Annotated in this window: 16 protein-coding genes; 6 read left to right on the top strand and 10 right to left on the bottom strand. The window is 73.1% G+C overall.

What is annotated here, in order from left to right:
- Positions 1-73 precede the first annotated feature (73 nt).
- Positions 74-1,123 carry a glycosyltransferase family 2 protein gene (locus tag MFF61_RS32980; RefSeq protein ID WP_238241969.1) on the bottom strand — a complete coding sequence of 350 codons (1,050 nt, stop codon included), beginning with the start codon at positions 1,121-1,123 and terminating at the stop codon, positions 74-76.
- 90 nt (positions 1,124-1,213) lie between these two features.
- Between MFF61_RS32980 and MFF61_RS32975 the strand changes: the two genes are divergently transcribed.
- Complete coding sequence (locus MFF61_RS32975) at positions 1,214-2,077, top strand: ChbG/HpnK family deacetylase (protein ID WP_238241968.1); 864 nt, start codon at positions 1,214-1,216, stop codon at positions 2,075-2,077.
- A 91-nt stretch (positions 2,078-2,168) separates the two neighbouring features.
- On the opposite strand, the gene MFF61_RS32970 is transcribed toward MFF61_RS32975, so the two are convergent.
- Entirely contained in the window at positions 2,169-2,768 is a 600-nt protein-coding gene (locus MFF61_RS32970; RefSeq protein WP_048429540.1) for a superoxide dismutase, read from the bottom strand.
- Between the two features lie 223 nt (positions 2,769-2,991).
- Between MFF61_RS32970 and MFF61_RS32965 the strand changes: the two genes are divergently transcribed.
- Positions 2,992-3,786 carry a hypothetical protein gene (locus tag MFF61_RS32965; RefSeq protein WP_238241965.1) on the top strand — a complete coding sequence of 265 codons (795 nt, stop codon included), beginning with the start codon at positions 2,992-2,994 and terminating at the stop codon, positions 3,784-3,786.
- A 10-nt stretch (positions 3,787-3,796) separates the two neighbouring features.
- Here MFF61_RS32965 and MFF61_RS32960 read toward each other — a convergent pair whose 3' ends face one another.
- Complete coding sequence (locus MFF61_RS32960; RefSeq protein ID WP_238241963.1) at positions 3,797-5,575, bottom strand: sensor histidine kinase; 1,779 nt, start codon at positions 5,573-5,575, stop codon at positions 3,797-3,799.
- A gap of 213 nt (positions 5,576-5,788) precedes the next feature.
- Between MFF61_RS32960 and MFF61_RS32955 the strand changes: the two genes are divergently transcribed.
- Positions 5,789-6,040, top strand: coding sequence for a hypothetical protein (locus tag MFF61_RS32955; protein WP_238241959.1), 252 nt, complete (start codon positions 5,789-5,791; stop codon positions 6,038-6,040).
- A gap of 21 nt (positions 6,041-6,061) precedes the next feature.
- On the opposite strand, the gene trmB is transcribed toward MFF61_RS32955, so the two are convergent.
- The 3 genes from trmB to MFF61_RS32940 form a co-directional block, all read right to left on the bottom strand.
- The gene (gene trmB, locus MFF61_RS32950; RefSeq protein WP_238241957.1) at positions 6,062-6,766 is read right to left on the bottom strand and encodes a tRNA (guanine(46)-N(7))-methyltransferase TrmB; all 705 of its coding nucleotides are present in this window, start codon (positions 6,764-6,766) and stop codon (positions 6,062-6,064) included.
- Positions 6,767-6,814: 48 nt separating this feature from the next.
- Positions 6,815-7,993 carry a methionine adenosyltransferase gene (metK, locus tag MFF61_RS32945; RefSeq protein ID WP_238241955.1) on the bottom strand — a complete coding sequence of 393 codons (1,179 nt, stop codon included), beginning with the start codon at positions 7,991-7,993 and terminating at the stop codon, positions 6,815-6,817.
- Between the two features lie 94 nt (positions 7,994-8,087).
- Positions 8,088-8,534 (bottom strand): helix-turn-helix domain-containing protein, encoded by a 447-nt coding sequence (locus MFF61_RS32940; RefSeq protein ID WP_238241950.1) that lies wholly within the window; start codon positions 8,532-8,534, stop codon positions 8,088-8,090.
- A gap of 225 nt (positions 8,535-8,759) precedes the next feature.
- On the opposite strand from MFF61_RS32940, the gene MFF61_RS32935 reads away from it, so the two are divergent.
- Positions 8,760-9,095, top strand: coding sequence for a hypothetical protein (locus MFF61_RS32935; protein ID WP_238241948.1), 336 nt, complete (start codon positions 8,760-8,762; stop codon positions 9,093-9,095).
- An 18-nt stretch (positions 9,096-9,113) separates the two neighbouring features.
- Here the strand turns inward: MFF61_RS32935 and MFF61_RS32930 are convergent, their stop codons facing one another.
- The 3 genes from MFF61_RS32930 to MFF61_RS32920 form a co-directional block, all read right to left on the bottom strand.
- Entirely contained in the window at positions 9,114-10,331 is a 1,218-nt protein-coding gene (locus MFF61_RS32930; RefSeq protein ID WP_238241946.1) for a GGDEF domain-containing protein, read from the bottom strand.
- Between the two features lie 84 nt (positions 10,332-10,415).
- Positions 10,416-10,634, bottom strand: a complete 219-nt coding sequence (locus MFF61_RS32925; protein ID WP_238241945.1) for a hypothetical protein — start codon at positions 10,632-10,634, stop codon at positions 10,416-10,418.
- A gap of 183 nt (positions 10,635-10,817) precedes the next feature.
- On the bottom strand, positions 10,818-11,099 hold the full coding sequence (locus MFF61_RS32920) for a hypothetical protein (protein ID WP_238241944.1): 282 nt from the start codon (positions 11,097-11,099) through the stop codon (positions 10,818-10,820).
- 477 nt (positions 11,100-11,576) lie between these two features.
- Here MFF61_RS32920 and MFF61_RS32915 point away from each other — a divergent pair, with 477 nt between their 5' ends.
- Complete coding sequence (locus MFF61_RS32915) at positions 11,577-12,359, top strand: thermonuclease family protein (protein WP_238241943.1); 783 nt, start codon at positions 11,577-11,579, stop codon at positions 12,357-12,359.
- A 5-nt stretch (positions 12,360-12,364) separates the two neighbouring features.
- Positions 12,365-13,825: a M48 family metalloprotease gene (locus MFF61_RS32910; RefSeq protein ID WP_238241942.1), complete on the top strand. Its 1,461-nt coding sequence runs from the start codon at positions 12,365-12,367 to the stop codon at positions 13,823-13,825.
- A 92-nt stretch (positions 13,826-13,917) separates the two neighbouring features.
- Here MFF61_RS32910 and MFF61_RS32905 read toward each other — a convergent pair.
- On the bottom strand, positions 13,918-15,259 hold a 1,342-nt coding region (locus MFF61_RS32905), incomplete at its 5' end, for an ABC transporter ATP-binding protein (RefSeq protein ID WP_238241941.1).

Here is a 15,259-nt window from a genome sequence, read left to right as displayed (position 1 = left end):
ACAGGTCTCTCTCAGGCGCCGGGCGCTCACGGCCGAGCGGGCGTGCCGGCGCCTCCATAGCAGAGTCGCGGGCTCAGACAGCCTCCGGAAGCGTGGCGTCGGCGAGCCCGGCGTCCGGGCGTCTGGCCGGGGCGCGGCGGTCGTCGCGGGTCGCGGCGTCCTGGCCCGCCGCCGCCGGGCCGATCCGCTCGGCCACGACGTAGAGCGGCCGCCGCTTCACCTCGGCGAAGATGCGCCCGATATACTCGCCGATGATTCCGAGCGACATCAGCTGGATGCCGGAGAAGAACATCACCGAGACGATCAGCGAGGCGTAGCCGGGCACGACCGGCCCGCGCAGCATGTACTCGGCCACGAAGTAGAGTGCCGCCGCGAAGGCGAGGGCCGCGATGGCGCCACCCAGATAGGTCCAGACGCGCAGCGGCACGGTCGAGAACGAAGTGATGCCGTCGAAGGCGAAGCGGAACAGCTTGCGGAAGCTCCACTTCGTCTCCCCGTGGTGGCGCGCCTCCACCGTGTAGGGCACGCCCACCGAGCGGAAGCCGATCCACGAATAGAGGCCCTTGGAGAACCGGGCCCGCTCGGGCAGCGCGCGCAGCACCTCGACGCCCTTGCGGTCGATCAGGCGGAAGTCGCCCGCTCCCTCGGGCAGGGGCATCTCGCCGAAGCGGGCGAAGAGTTCGTAGAACAGCCGGGCGAAGCCGCGGCGCAGGCGGCTCTCGCCGTCGCGGTCGCGGCGCTGGGCGTAGACCATCACGTTGCCCTCGCGCCAGCGCGCCACGAAGGTCTCGATGAGTTCGGGCGGGTGCTGCAGGTCGGCATCCATGATCACGACCGCCCGCCCGCGGGCGTGGTCGAGGCCCGCCGCGAGGGCGACCTCCTTGCCGAAGTTGCGGCTGAACGAGACCGCGCCGATGCGCGGCTCGACGCCGTGATGCGCGGCGATCACCGCCGCGGTGTCGTCGCGGCTGCCGTCGTCGACGAACACCACCTCGAAGGCCGGGGTGATGCGCTCCAGCACCGGCAGGAGGCGGGCGAGGAGCGGACCGACATTGGCGCTCTCGTTGTAGACCGGTATCACGACGCTGAGGTCGATCGGGTCGCTGGGCCTGAACAGCTCCACGGTGCCGTTCCTCGTCTGGTGCCGGCGCGGCCGGCCTTTCGCGGATCAAGAGCCGGTTTCGCGCGCCGGCTCAAGGGAATGCTGTAGCGGATGCTACCTGAACGGCGCCCCATCGTGCTCTGTGCCGACGATTACGGGATGAGCCCGGGCGTGAGCCGCGGGATCCTCGACCTCGCCCGGGCGGGGCGGATCTCCGCCACGGGCTCCATGACGAACCTGCCGGCCTTCCGCGGCGAGGCCGCGCGCCTGCGCGAATGGGACGGCCGGATCGGCCTCGGCCTGCATCTCACGCTGACGGCGGGTGCGCCGCTCGGGCCGATGCCGCGGCTCGCCCCCGCCGGGCGCCTGCCGCCGCTCGGGCGCCTCCTGCGCCTGTCGCTCGCGGGCGGCCTCGACGGGGAGGAGCTGAGGGCCGAGATCGAGCGCCAGCTCGACGCCTTCGCGCAGGCGCTCGGCCGGGCGCCGGATTTCGTGGACGGGCACCAGCACGTGCACGTGCTGCCCGGGGTGCGGGGCGCGCTGCTGGCGGCGCTCGCCGCCCGCAACCTGGCCGGACGGGTCTGGCTGCGTGATCCGGGGGACCGCCTGCGCGCGATTCTGGCCCGTCCGGCCGGGCCGAAGGCGCTCCTCGTGCGGAACCTCGCCGCCGGCTTCCGCTCCGCGGCGGCCCGGGCCGGCTTCCCCACCAACCGCGGCTTCTCGGGCTTCTCGGATTTCAGGCCGGGGGAGGGCTTCGCGGCGGGCTTCGAGCGGGCCTTCGCGGCGCTCGGGCCGGCCCCGCTGGTGATGTGCCACCCCGGCCACGTGGACGAGGGGCTGCGCGCCCTTGATCCCGTCGTCGAGAGCCGGCCGGCGGAACTCGCCTACCTCGCCTCGGACCGCTTCGCCGCCTTCCTGGAGCGGGAGGGCCTGCGGCTGGTGCCCCGGCCGCAGGAGGAGAGCAGGATCCCCTGACGGGGCCGTCGGATCCTGCCCCGGGGTCTTCGATCGTCCGCAGCGAGGCGGACCGGCGCGAACGGGACGTCCCGCCCTGCCGCTCGGGCCGCTACGCGATCGCCTCGCCGTACATCTTCTCCACGTGTTCCCAGTTCACGAGGTTCTCGATGAACGCCTTGAGGTAGTCGGGACGGCGGTTGCGGTAGTCGATGTAGTAGGAATGCTCCCAGACGTCGACGCCGAGGATCGGCTTGGCGCCGTGCACCAGCGGGTTCTCGCCGTTCGGGGTCTTCATGATCTCGAGCTTGCCGTTCTTCACCGCAAGCCAGGCCCAGCCCGAGCCGAACTGCGACACGCCCGCCTGGATGAAATCGGCCTTGAACTTGTCGGTGCCGCCGAGGTCCTCGGCGATCTTCTTCTCCAGGGCGCCCGGGATGGCGCCGCCGCCGTTCGGCTTCATCCACTGCCAGAAGTGGATGTGGTTGTAGTGCTGGCCGGCATTGTTGAAGAGGGGTTGGTTCTGGCCGTAGGAGGCCTTCACCACCTCCTCGACGCTCTTGCCTGCCAGCTCCGAGCCTTCCAGGAGCTTGTTGCCGGTGTCGACATAGGCCTTGTGGTGCTTGTCGTGGTGAAACTCGAGGGTCTCCTTCGACATGTAGGGCTGCAGCGCGTCGTAGGCGTAGGGCAGTTCGGGCAGCGTGAAGGCCATCGGGATTCTCCGGCTCGAAAGGCGAGGGACCGGCGGGCGGCGGAGGGGCCGCGGCACACGGTGTCGCGGCCTTACGTAAGTCGGTAGCCTGGGTCCGGCAACGTGTCCGCGCAACGGAGACGGGGCCCGCCCGCCCGGCGGGCACCCGCGCGGTTTTGCAAAAGCCGCCGGGCCCCTTAATCTCGGCCGTGGGCGGCCGGTGTCGCAGGTGATCGGGAATCGAATGGTCGTTGCGTTGTACGCCCTCGCCTTGCTGATGGTCCTCGGCGGGTTGGCATCGGTGGTCCAGGGCATTCCTTATGTGCGCCTGGAGATCGGCTGGACGATGGTGATCGCCGGGACGGTGGCGGCGAGCGGCGGGTCGGTGCTGCTCGGCCTCGCGGCCGTGGTGGCGCGCCTGCACCGCATGGAGCGCCTGATGGGGCAGGGGGCTGCCCCACGCGCCGCGCGCCCGGTCCGGAACCTGCCGCCGCTGCCCGCGATGCCGGAGCCCGCCCCGGCGGCGCCCGAGCCGACGCCCTCGCCGGTGGCCGCGGCCCTCGGCCAAGCGGGCGTCCCCGGGGCTGCGGCGCTTGCCGCCACGGAGCTGCGCCCGAGCCGGACGGAGCCCGAGGCGGAGACGCCCGAGCTGCGCCTGACCCGCGCGGAGCCCGACGAGGCCCCGCGCGACGAACCGGGACCCGCCGCGCCCCCGGAGCCCGCGCCGGGGCCGGCGCCCGCCTCCGAGCCGCCGCCCGCCTCCGAGCCGCCGCCCGCACAGGCCGGCGCGCCCGAACCCGCGTCCCCGCCCGAACCGGCGGCACCGCCCGCCGAGCCGGAACCGCCCGCGGCGCCCGAGGCGCCGAGCATCGTCGGCACCTACGCGTCGGGCGGCAACACCTATGTGATGTATTCGGACGGCACCATCGACGCCGACACGCCCGGCGGCAAGTTCCACTTCGCCTCGCTGGACGAGCTGAAGGTGTTCATCGCCGAGGGCGGGGAAGGGGGCGAGGGCGCCCGGTCGGGGACCGCCTGAAGGCGGCGCGTCAGAGCGTGGCGAGCGGGTTCAGCGCCGCGTTGCGCTTCGGGAGCGGGGCCAGCATCGTCAGGCGCAGGCCGTCGGCCGCGTAGTCGGTGGCGACCGTGGCCTGGACTTGGGTCGAGAGCACCCGCTGCAGCAGGCGCGAGCCGAAGCCCTGCCGGGTCGGCGGCGTGACGGCCGGCCCGCCGGATTCCCGCCATTCGAAGCGCAGGATCGTCCGGTCGCCCTCCGGCTCCAGGCTCCAGCGCACCTGCACCCGGCCGCTGCGGCCCGACAGCGCCCCGTACTTGGCGGCGTTGGTGGTCAGTTCGTGGATCGCCATGCCGATCGGCACCGCGATCTCGGAGGCGAGGTCCACCGCCGGGCCCTCGAGGGTGATGCGCCCGTCCGCCTCCGGCGTCATCGTCCCGTCCGCATACGGCTTGAGTTCGTTCTCCAGGAGGCCGCGCAGCGAGGCCGTCTGCCAGACGTCCTCGGTGAGCACGCTGTGGGTATGGGCGAGCGACATGATGCGCCCGACGAAGGCCTCGTAGAAGCTGTCGATGCTCGACGCGGTGCGGGCCGTGGAGCCGACGATCGCCTGCACGGTGGCGAGCGTGTTCTTCACCCGGTGGTGCAACTCGCGGATCAGCAGCGTCTGGCGCTCCTCGGCGAGGCGCCGGTCGGTGATGTCGGCCAGGACGCCGATCAGGCGGCGCGGCAGGCCGCCCGGCGTGTCGCGCTCGAAGCGGCCCGCCATCTCGATCGTCCGCCACGCCCCGTCGCTCGCCCGGCGCACGCGGCCGGTGGCGTGCAGCACGCCCTCGCCCCGCAGGGCCGCCGAGACCGCCTCGCGGAACGGCGCCTTGTCCTCCGGGTGCATCACGTCGCGGAAGAACTCGGTCATGCTGATGGTGCCGTCCTGCGGGCGGCGGCCGAAGATCTCCCACATGCGCTCGTTCTCCCAGAGCGCTTGGTCGTCCAATAGATGCCACTCGAAGATGCCGAGGGCCGCCACCGAGGTGGCGACCCGCAGCCGCTGCTCGCGGTCGTAGAGCGCGCGCCGGGCCTCCTCGCGGGCGGTGACGTCCTGCACCACGCCGATCATGCCGAGCAGCGTCCCGTCCGGCCCGAGCGTCGCGCGGCCGCGGACGGAGATCCACAGGGACTGCCCGTCGCGCGGGCGGCCGTAGCGGAACTCGACCGCGTAGGCGCGCCCCTCGGCCACGGCGTCCTGCACCACCGCACGGGCCCGCTCGACGTCGTCGCGGTGGAGCAGGTCCTGGAGGCTGTCCCAGCTGATGGAGGGGCCGGCCGGGAGGCCGAGGATCTCGGCGGCGCGCTCCGACAGGGTGACCTGCCGGCTCGCCGCGTTCCAGCTCCAGTCGCCGAGCCCGGCCGAGGCGAGGGCGAGGCGGGTCTGCTCGGCGCGGGCCGCCGCGCGGCCGTCCTCGGCCGGCTCGACGACGAGCACGCGGCGCCCCTCCCGCTCCGAGACCCGCACCCGCAGCCACACGGTGCCCTGATCGAGGCGGCGCCAGCACTGCTCGGCGGCCTCGCCGGGAAGGCCCATCCCGGCATCGGCATCCCGCATCTCCGCCAGCGGCCGGCCGAGGAGGTCGGCGGGCGTGGCGCCGAGCAGGACGCAGAGACGCGGGTTGACGGCGACGAAGCGATCCTCCGCGCCCGCGACGCAGGCGAGACCGACGGGCGCCGCCTCGAAGGCGAGGCGGGCGAGCGCGTCGTCCTGGCTGTCCGTCGCGGTCGCGCGCGGGTCGGGCTGGTCGTCGGGCCTGTGATCCAAGGCGTGCCCCACTGGTCGTCGAGCCGGTGCCGGCATGTACCGCCGCCGGCATGCGCCGGCCAGAACGGAATGCGGCGTCGCGCGTTGGGTGACCGCGCCGGACCGATGTCCGTGCGGGCGGAACGCTTCCCCTGCCTCTCCGCCCAGGTTTCCCTCTGCCAGGTCCCCGGGGTTCGCTCCCCGCGGCTTGGCCGTGCGAGGATGATGACCCTCATGGCCCTCAGCGACAAGGCTCTCTCGGTCTTCGCGTTCGCAGCCTACCACCAACTGGAGAGCGGGCAGAAGGTATCGCGCGTCGTGCGCCGGGACGGCGCCGGGCACCGGGCCGATCCGGAGGCGGTGGCCGAACTGGAGCAGGCCGGCCTGATCGAGGCGACGCCGGACGCGCTCGTGCTGCGCCCGCAGGCCGAGGCGATGGTCGAGACGGGCATCACGGCGCTGCGCCGCGCGCTCGCGGGTGCCTGATGCCGGCGGCCGGAGGCGCGCTCAGCCCTCGCGGCGGAAGCCGAGATAGGTCGGCCGGCGCCCCTGCGCGACCGCCTTCGCCTCGTAGCGCGTGCCCGGCCAGTCGGGCCAGGGCGCGGTCCAGTCCCGGGCGCGCTCGGCCGTCCAGCGCAGGCCGGGGCAGCGCGCGGCGCGCACCAGTGTCCAGCCGGCATAATCGTCGATGTCGCTGGCGAAGCGGAACTCGCCGCCGGGGGCGAGGACGCGGGCGATCTCGCTCAGGCTCTCGTCGGAGACGAAGCGGCGCTTGCGCTGGCGGCGCTTCGGCCAGGGGTCGGGGTAGAGCAGGTAGACGCGGGCAAGGCTGGCCGCAGGCAGGCGCACCAGCACCTCCAGGGCGTCGCGGTCCCAGATCCGGACATTCGCCAGCGCGTGGTCGTCCACCGCCCGCAGGAGCTTGGCGACGCCGTTCACGAAGGGCTCGCAGCCGATGATCCCGATCTCCGGATGGGCGCGGGCCTGCGCGGCGAGGTGCTCGCCGCCGCCGAAGCCGATCTCCAGCCACACGGCCGAGACGGGATGCGGGAAGAGGGCGGGCGGGTCGAGGGGGCCGGCATCGGGCAGGCGCAGCCGCGGCAGGAGGGCGGCGACGCGCTCCTCCTGGCCGGCCCGCAGGCGCTTGCCCTTGCGCCGGCCGTAGAAGGCGCGGCCCCGCTCGGGGGCCGCATCGAGGTCGTCGTCTGTCATCGTGTCCCGGAGGTCGTGGGAGCGAGCCCCTTACCCCCGGGCGGCGGATCAGGCCAGGGCCGAGCGCAGCTGGCCGACGAGGTCGGTGCGCTCCCAGGAGAAGCCGCCATCGGCATCGGGCTCGCGGCCGAAATGGCCGTAGGCCGCGGTGCGCGCGTAGATCGGCTTGTTCAGGCCGAGATGCGTGCGGATGCCGCGGGGCGACAGGTCGAGGATCTGGCCGAGCACGGTCTCGAGCTTGGCCTCGTCCACCTCGCCGGTGCCGTGCAGGTCGACGTAGATCGACAGGGGCTTGGCGACGCCGATCGCGTAGGCGAGCTGGATGGTCGCGCGCCGGGCGAGGCCCGCCGCCACCACGTTCTTGGCGAGGTAGCGCGCCGCGTAGGCCGCCGACCGGTCGACCTTGGTCGGGTCCTTCCCCGAGAACGCGCCGCCGCCGTGGGGCGCGGCTCCGCCGTAGGTGTCGACGATGATCTTGCGGCCGGTGAGGCCGCAATCGCCGTCCGGCCCGCCGATCACGAACTTGCCGGTCGGGTTGACGTGCCAGACGGTCGCGTCGGTGACCCAGGACTCGGGCAGCGCGGCGCGGATGTAGGGCTCCACGATCGCGCGCACGGCCGGCGAGTCGAGGGATTCGTCGAGGTGCTGGGTCGAGAGCACGATCTGGGTCGCCTCGACCGGGCGGCCGTCGGCGTAGCGCACCGTGACCTGGCTCTTGGCGTCGGGGCCGAGCACGGCGGCGGGGCCCACCTTGCCCTTGCGGGCGTCGGCGAGGTCCTTGAGGATCTTGTGCGCGTAGTAGATCGGCGCCGGCATCAGCGCGGGGGTCTCGTCGGTGGCGTACCCGAACATGATGCCCTGGTCGCCCGCGCCCTCGTCCTTGTTGCCGGACGCGTCCACGCCCTGCGCGATGTCGGCCGACTGGGCGTGCAGATGGATCGCCACGTCGGCGGTCTTCCAGTGGAAGCCGTCCTGCTCGTAGCCGATGTCCTTCACGGCGGCGCGCGTGAGCTCTTCGAGATCCCGGAAGGTCACGGAATCGGGGCCGCGCACCTCGCCCGCGATGACGATGCGGTTGGTGGTCGCGAGCGTCTCGACGCCCAGCCGGGCCTCCGGCATCGCCGCCAGATAGGCATCCACCACCGTATCCGAGATGCGGTCGCAGACCTTGTCGGGATGACCCTCGGAGACGGACTCGCTCGTGAACAGATAATCGGAACGTGGCATTGGCTGCTTGAACCCCCTGTGTGGCGGGCGTGCCGATTGGTCTTCTGCCCGGCGTCGTCGGTGCGGAGGGTTCTGGCAGCCGGATTCCAGCCGGTCAACCCGATGAACCGGAGGAGTTCTCTTTATCGAACGCCTCCGTGGCGTTCAGGGCACGGTCGAGCGCCCCGACGAGAACGGCGAGGCGCTGCCGGTCGTCCGGCGGCAGGTGAGCGTCGGCGGCCCGCACCACGTCCCGGGCGAAGCGTGTCGCGGCCGCTTCGGCGAGGGCTGGCTGGGGCCGTTCCCCGAACCCGGGCGGCCGCGCGCCCTCGGCGGGCAGTTCCTCGAAGAAGTGCCCGATCGGCACGCCGAACACCCGGGCGATGCGGTCGAGGTCCGTCGCGCTGACCCGGTTGACGCCCTTCTCGTACTTGTCGAGTTGCGAGGCCGAGAGGCCGATCCGCTCCGCCAGGGTCCTGCGCGACATCCTGGCCAGCGTGCGCAGGCGGTCGATGCGCTGGCCGATATGCGCATCGCGCGCGTCGGCGGGTTTGCCGGCCATGAGGGCTCGCAGGCGATGGTCGCGGCGCCCGCGCCGCGGCAGGGTGGGATGCGTCGGATTGTTGCTCCCCGAAGCTTGCGATCGTGTAAACGCCCGGCGTCCGGACGAACGGGAGGCCGGCCGTGCGGACGCGACGGCGGGCTTGACGCCGCCTGGAAGGCGGCGGATGCCGGGCCGGCAGCCGCCGGAGGCGGATCGGATCGAGGCAGGACCAGGGCGAGCGCGATGCAGGTCTTCCGTGACGATTGGGCCACCCTGTTCCTGCGCGCCGTCGTCTCGCTGTTCGTCGGCCTGCCGGTCGGGGGAATCCTCTACGCGCTCGCCTGGGTGGCGATGGCCTACGCGTCGGGCGATCCCGCCACCGAGCACCCCTGGGCGCTGGCCTTCCGGGCGCTCGGCACCGCCATCGGCTACGTGTTCATGGGCGGTTTCGCGTGGTCGGCCGAGGAGGGCTACCGCAGCCTGCACGGCTACTACGCGGCCGGCGTGATCCTGTCCTTCGTGGTCATGAGCCGGCCGTGGCGGCGCGAGACCCCGGCGCCCTGGCCGCGGGCCTCCTGAGGTGCCGCCGCCCGCACCTCAGGCCGCCGGGAGCACGGCCGCGCCGCCGGGCGGCGCGCCCTCGACCCGATCGCGTCCGTTGCGCTTGGCCGCGTAGAGGGCGACGTCGGCCGCCTTGAGGAGCCGGTCGGTCCCGTCCTCGCGGTCCGCCGCGGCCCCGCAGGCCGCCGCCACGCCGACGCTCACGGTCAGGAGGCCGCCGTCGGGCAGCCCGGGATGCGGGATCGCCGCGTCGGCGACCGCCCGCCGGGCCGCCTCCGCCAGCGCGAGGGCCTCATCGTCGCCCGCGCGGGGCAACAGGATCGCGAATTCCTCGCCGCCGTAGCGGGCCGCCAGCCCGCCCGCCGCCTCGGACACCGCGCGCAGGGCCGCGGCGACCCGCATCAGGCAGCGATCGCCCTCGGCATGGCCGGCGGTGTCGTTGAGGGCCTTGAAGTGGTCGATGTCGATCAGGATGACGGCGACCGAGCTCCGCATCAGGCAGGCCTCGGCCCAGGCGGTCGCGAGACGCTCGACGAAGAGGCGCCGGTTGGCCATGCCGGTGAGGGAATCGGTCTGCGCGAGCGTGGTGAGGCGGCGGTTGGCCAGGGCCAGTTCCTCCGCCTGCTCCCGCTCCCGCAATCCGAGGAGGAAGCGCAGCTTGGCCTCCCACTCGCGCGAATAGCTGAGCTTGATCGGCACCAGGATCAGGCTCGCCACGAGCAGGGGCACGCCGTTGTTCGTCGGCCCGGCGAGCCCCAGCCCCACGACGCCGCAGAGATAGAGCACGAAGGAGGAGCCGCAGAACCACAGGCTGTGCCGGAAGGGCAGCGGCGCGATCAGGCCGACGACGAGAGGGATCAGGGTCGCCAGGATGAGATAGGTGTCGGTGTGCTCGGGCGGGGCGAGGCGGGCGCTGGTGAGCACGACGGCCATGTCCACGAGCGCGGTCACCAGGGCGGCGAGCGTCAGGCGCAGCGGGGAGGGACGGCCGCGCAGGGACAGGATGGCGGCGAGCGTCACCGGCACGACGACGCCGAGCGTCAGCGCCATCGGCACGATCACGCGCTCGACCCCGAAGGCGTCGAGGTCGGCCTTGAGCGACAGGACGTTGAAGAGGATGAAGACGGCGAGCCAGGATTGCACGAAGCGGCCGCTCTCCGGCGCGGTCTCCGCCCGGTAGCGCGCCTCCAGCGCGTCCGGCAGCCGCAGCCGGTACCAGGGGCGGTTCAGGCCGCGATCGATCAGCGACTGCATGGAGACTCGCGCGGGCGCCCTGGCTCGGGCTCACCCTATCGCTGCCGCCTCGCCCAAAGGTTAAGCCGTTGGCCTTGCACCCCGTCACGCTGCACGGCTGGACCGCCACCGCCGGTCTTCAGCGGCCTCGTGTCGGCGCGGGTGCTCCCGGCGCCGCCGGTACGCCAGAAGCAGGCCGGCCAGGAGGGCCGCGCCGCTGCCGCCGAGGGAGGCGGCGAGGAAGGCGGACCCAACGCCGTGCGGGATCGCCGGCACGGCCGCAACCAAGCCGCCACCGATCGCTGCGAACGCGAGAAAGATCATGACACGACGCCTTCGCGGACCCTTGCGCGGACCCCCGCGCGGCCCACTGCCCGCCCGGGGCCAACAGGCCGAGTATCCGGCCGGTTGCGGGCCGGATTGCGGCGCGACGGACGCCTCAACGCGAAATCATCACGGCCACTTCGAGGCCGCGACCCTGCCGGCTCGGTGCCTGGAGCGGTCGCCTCAGGCGGCGGCCGAGCGCTCCCCGACCGCCTGATCCTCGTCGAGGCAGCGCCTCACCCAGCGCATGGCCTCCTCGGCGGTGTCGAACATCCGCGACCCGCCGTGAGCGCAGGGACCGAATCCCGCCTCCACGAACCAGCGGCCCGCGAACTCGTCGGTCACCGAGTGGCGCAGGTGCGAGATGACGGCGACGAGCGATCCGTCGACGAACAGCAACAGGCCGTCTTCCTGCCCGCTCTCGGTGGTGATGCGGGTGGGCTGCGAATCAATCGAAGAGATCATGGCAGCCCAGGTATAATGAGTGCCACGCTTGCGCCTTAGCAATTGCTAAGTTCAGCCCGGCTGCCGGAGGCGGATGATCCCGGCACGGAAGCCGGCCCCGGTCAGGGCCGGCGTGAGGAGGTGGCGTCCCCGGCAGGGCTCGAACCTGCGACCCCAGGTTTCATCCCACTTCGGCTTTCGCCGCCGCCAGCCGGCGTTCGTGGGCTGGACTATCCCTTCACCGTAGGCACGCGGCCCTTAGGTGCCGCCCGTCTAGTCTCTACACCTTCCCGGCCGGTGGGCCGGGCTTGGCTCGGGATCGGCGTGACACCGGGTCGACGCTTTCCCCGACTTTGAGCGGATCCGCCGCGCGGTTTCCCGGCGCGACGCCCAATTTGCGGTTTAGGAAACCTGTGCTCTGTCCAGCTGAGCTACGGAGACTCACGGCGCGGTCTTAGCATCTCGGGCGGGCGGCGCCAACCGGCGGAGGGGAGGGCGATGCGGGCGGCGCTGTGGGGCGCGGTCGTCGCGGCGCTGGCGTGGCCGGCCGCCGCCGGGGCGGAGACGGGCGGCTGCCGGCACCGGATCGTCCGCGCGGACCGCCTCGCCTCCGTGGCGCCCGCGGGCGACCTCGTGCTGGCCTCCGGCCGCAGGGCCCGCCTGGACGGCGTGCGCCTGCCCGACGAGCCCGGCCTCGGAGCGGCGGCGCGCGACTGGCTCGCCGCGCGCCGGGACCGGCCGCTCAGCACCCGCGAGGAACCGGCGGCGGACCGCTGGGGCCGGATCGTGCTCGACGCCGCGACCGAGGAAGGGGAGCCGACGGACCTCGCGGGCGGGCTGGTGGCGGCGGGCCTCGCCCTGGTCGATGCGGGCGAATCGGATACGCTGTGCCGGCCCGGCCTCCTCGCCGTGGAGGCCGGCGCGCGGGCGGCCCGGCGCGGCGTCTGGGCGGAGGGCCTGCCGGTGCCGGCCGGGGAGGCGACGCGCCTCGCGGGCCTTCAGGGGCGGTTCGTCGTCGCCGAGGGGCGGGTGCTGAGTGTCGGGGAGCGGCGCAGCCGCACCTACCTCAACTTCGCCCGGTTCGGCGAGGAAGGTCTGACGGTCACGGTGTCGAAACGCACTTGGCGGATCATGCTCGAACGTGGTTTGACGGCGGCTGCGCTCCGGGGGCGGCGCGTGCGGGCTCGCGGGTTCGTCGAGATCTGGCGCGGCCCGACCCTCGACGTGAGCGCGGCCGAGATGATCGAGATGCTGGACGAGGAGCGGGCGCTGCGGCGCTGATCGCGATGGACGGGTCCCTCACCAGAACCCTGGCGGCCGGGCTGGCGGCCGGCCTGATCCTGGCGGCCGCGGGCTGCGCCGGCGACCAGACCGGCGCGATCTCGCCCGTGGCCGTGACGGTGCCGCCGGAGGCGCCGCGCACCACCGGCCGCGAGCGCGGCGGCTCGGATGCGGACCACGCCAAGCTCGTGGCCTCGTTCGGCGGCGAGTACCGGGCCCCCACGGCCCTGCGGATGGTGAGCGAGGTCACGGACCGCCTGGTGCGGGCGACCGAGCGGCCGGACGAGACCTACGCGGTGACGCTGCTCGATTCGGCCGCCGTGAACGCCTTCGCGCTGCCGAACGGGCGGCTCTACGTGACGCGCGGGCTCCTGGCACTCGCGAGCGACACCTCCGAACTCGCCGCGGTCCTGGCCCACGAGATCGCCCACGTGACCCTGCGCCATGCGAGCGCCCGGACCGAGATGGCCCTGCGCTCGGAACTCGTGAGCAAGGTGGTGGCCGACGTCCTCAACGACCCGGCCACGGGCGCGCTGCTGCAGGACCAGTCCCGCTTCGTGCTGGCGCGGTTCTCCCGCTCGCAGGAATTCGAGGCGGATCAGGCCGGGGTGCGCACCCTGTCGCGGGCGGGCTACGACCCGTTCGGCGCCGCGCGCTTCCTCACCGGCCTCAACCGGACGATGGCGCTCAAGGCCGGCAGCGGGCTCGCCACCGAGGCGGACCTGCTGGCCACTCATCCGAGCACCCCCGAGCGCATCACCCAGGTGACGCAGGCCGCCCGCCGCATCGGCGCCCCCGGCCTCGGGGCCGACGACCGCGTGCGCTATCTCGCCGCCATCGACGGCATCGCCTACGGCGACAACCCGGCCGACGGGATCGTGCGCGGACGGCGCTTCCTGCATCCGCGCCTCGGCGTCACGTTCGAGGCGCCGGACGGTTTCGCCCTGGAGAACACAGCCCGGGCCGTGCTCGGCACCACGCCGGACGGCGGGCGGCGCCTCCTGTTCGACGCGGTCGAGACCCATGCCGGCCAGGGCCTGGAGGACGTGCTCAAGGCGACCTGGAACGACGCGATCGACACCGGCAGCTTCCAGAACCGGATGATCAACGGCTTTCCAGCCGTGACCGCGGTCTCAAAGGGCAAGGAGTGGTTCTTCCGGCTCGCGGCCCTGCGGGTCGGCACCAACACCTTCCGGTTGATCATGGCGGCCAAGGGCACGGCCGATCCCGAGCCGGCCTTCGAGCGCTGGCTGGCGAGCGTCGGCGGGGTCGGCCCGGACGATGCCCGGCGGCTGCGGCCCACCCGCATCCAGATTGTCACCGCCGCCCCTGGCGAGAGCGTGGAGGCGATGGCCCGGCGCATGGTGGTGGGCGACCGGGAGACCGAGCGCTTCCTCGTCCTCAACGGCCTCGACCGCGGCGCGACCCTGCGGCCCGGGCAGCCCTACAAGATCGTGGTGGAGTAGGGACGGGCCGCGCCGCCCGGGCCCGAAGCGGAACCGGCCAGGGTTGGGCCCCGGCCGGTTTTGCCATCTCGCCGTCGTGCAGCCGCCGTTGCCTACGCCGCCTCGCGGGAGAGCTTGATGCTCTCGCGCTGGATCAGGTCGCGGTAGAAGCCGTCGAGGTGGGTGAGGCGGTCGGGCGAGCCGTCCTGGATCACCGTGCCGCCGTCCAGGACCACGATCCGGTCGAAATCCTTGAGGGTCGAGAGCCGGTGCGCGATGGCGATGACGGTGCGCCCCTGCATCAGGTTGCCGAGCGCCTCGCGGATCGCCTCCTCCGACTCGGTGTCGAGGGCGGAGGTCGCCTCGTCGAGGAGCAGGATCGGCGAATCCTTCAGGATGGCGCGGGCCACCGCGATGCGCTGGCGCTGGCCGCCCGACAGCTTGACGCCCCGGTCGCCCACGATGGTGTCGAAGCCCTGCGGCAGGTCGTTGATGAAGTCGGTGCAGCGCGCCGCCGCCGCCGCCGCCCAGACCTCGTCGTCCGTGGCATCGGGGCGCCCATAGCGGATGTTCTCGCGCAGGGAGCGGTGGAACAGGGAGATGTCCTGCGGCACCACCGTGATCGCCTCGCGCAGGCTCTCCTGGGTCACGCGGCCGATGTCCTGGCCGTCGATCAGGATGCGCCCCTTCTGCGGGTCGTAGAAGCGCTGCAGCAGGGTGAACAGCGTCGACTTGCCCCCGCCCGAGCGGCCGACGAGGCCGACCCGCTGGCCGGGCTCGATGGTCAGGTTGAAGTCCGTGAACACCTCGCGCCCGTCCGGGTAGTTGAAGGCGACGTGCTCGAAATCGAGGCGCGCGCCCTCGCCGACGAGGGGCTTGGCCTCCGGGTGGTCGCGCAGGTCGTGCGGCTGGAGCAGGGTGGTCAGCGCCTCCGAGAGCCGGGCGGTGTGCTGCGTGACGTCGACGAGGGCCACCGCGAGGTCGCGGGTGGCGGCCAGGATGGTGATGCCGAGGGTGCAGACCAGCACGACCTGGCCGGCGGTGGCGGCGTTCACCTCCCACATCCGCACCGCCCAGTAGAGCAGCCCGAGCACCGCCACCACGGTGATGACCGCGTGCATGATGCGCAGCTTCTCGAGGTAGAGCAGGCTGCGGCGACGCGCCTTCATCTCGGTGCCGATGGTGTTGTCGAAGCGCACGTACTCGCGCTTGAAGGCCGAGAAGGCGCGCACCAGCGGCATGTTGCTGACGAGGTCGACCATCTCGCCGTCCACGGAAGCCGCCTTCTCGGCGAAGTCGTGGTGGAGCGGCTTGCCGGCGGCGGCGATGCGGAACATCAGCACAACCACCCCGCCGCAGATCACCAGCAGGCCGAGCGCCATCGGGATGCTCACGGCGCCGACGTACAGGATCGCCCCGAACGCCGCCCTGCGCGGCGGCGTTCGGGGCGATCCT

The organism is Methylobacterium isbiliense, from assembly GCF_022179325.1.
Lineage (GTDB): Bacteria > Pseudomonadota > Alphaproteobacteria > Rhizobiales > Beijerinckiaceae > Methylobacterium > Methylobacterium isbiliense.
The sequence above is the reverse complement of the archived record's forward strand: the minus strand, read 5'-3'. Positions and strand labels throughout refer to the sequence as shown.

Bases quoted from the DNA above. Each gene is read 5' to 3' on its own strand.
- metK (WP_238241955.1), bottom strand. From the start codon at position 7,993: ATGCCACGTTCCGATTATCTGTTCACGAGCGAGTCCGTCTCCGAGGGT.
- trmB (WP_238241957.1), bottom strand. From the start codon at position 6,766: ATGACAGACGACGACCTCGATGCGGCCCCCGAGCGGGGCCGCGCCTTC.
- MFF61_RS32970 (WP_048429540.1), bottom strand. From the start codon at position 2,768: ATGGCCTTCACGCTGCCCGAACTGCCCTACGCCTACGACGCGCTGCAG.
- MFF61_RS32920 (WP_238241944.1), bottom strand. From the start codon at position 11,099: ATGATCTCTTCGATTGATTCGCAGCCCACCCGCATCACCACCGAGAGC.
- MFF61_RS32940 (WP_238241950.1), bottom strand. From the start codon at position 8,534: ATGGCCGGCAAACCCGCCGACGCGCGCGATGCGCATATCGGCCAGCGC.
- MFF61_RS32975 (WP_238241968.1), top strand. From the start codon at position 1,214: ATGCTACCTGAACGGCGCCCCATCGTGCTCTGTGCCGACGATTACGGG.
- MFF61_RS32965 (WP_238241965.1), top strand. From the start codon at position 2,992: ATGGTCGTTGCGTTGTACGCCCTCGCCTTGCTGATGGTCCTCGGCGGG.
- MFF61_RS32910 (WP_238241942.1), top strand. From the start codon at position 12,365: ATGGACGGGTCCCTCACCAGAACCCTGGCGGCCGGGCTGGCGGCCGGC.
- MFF61_RS32925 (WP_238241945.1), bottom strand. From the start codon at position 10,634: ATGATCTTTCTCGCGTTCGCAGCGATCGGTGGCGGCTTGGTTGCGGCC.
- MFF61_RS32955 (WP_238241959.1), top strand. From the start codon at position 5,789: ATGGCCCTCAGCGACAAGGCTCTCTCGGTCTTCGCGTTCGCAGCCTAC.
- MFF61_RS32935 (WP_238241948.1), top strand. From the start codon at position 8,760: ATGCAGGTCTTCCGTGACGATTGGGCCACCCTGTTCCTGCGCGCCGTC.
- MFF61_RS32915 (WP_238241943.1), top strand. From the start codon at position 11,577: ATGCGGGCGGCGCTGTGGGGCGCGGTCGTCGCGGCGCTGGCGTGGCCG.
- MFF61_RS32930 (WP_238241946.1), bottom strand. From the start codon at position 10,331: ATGCAGTCGCTGATCGATCGCGGCCTGAACCGCCCCTGGTACCGGCTG.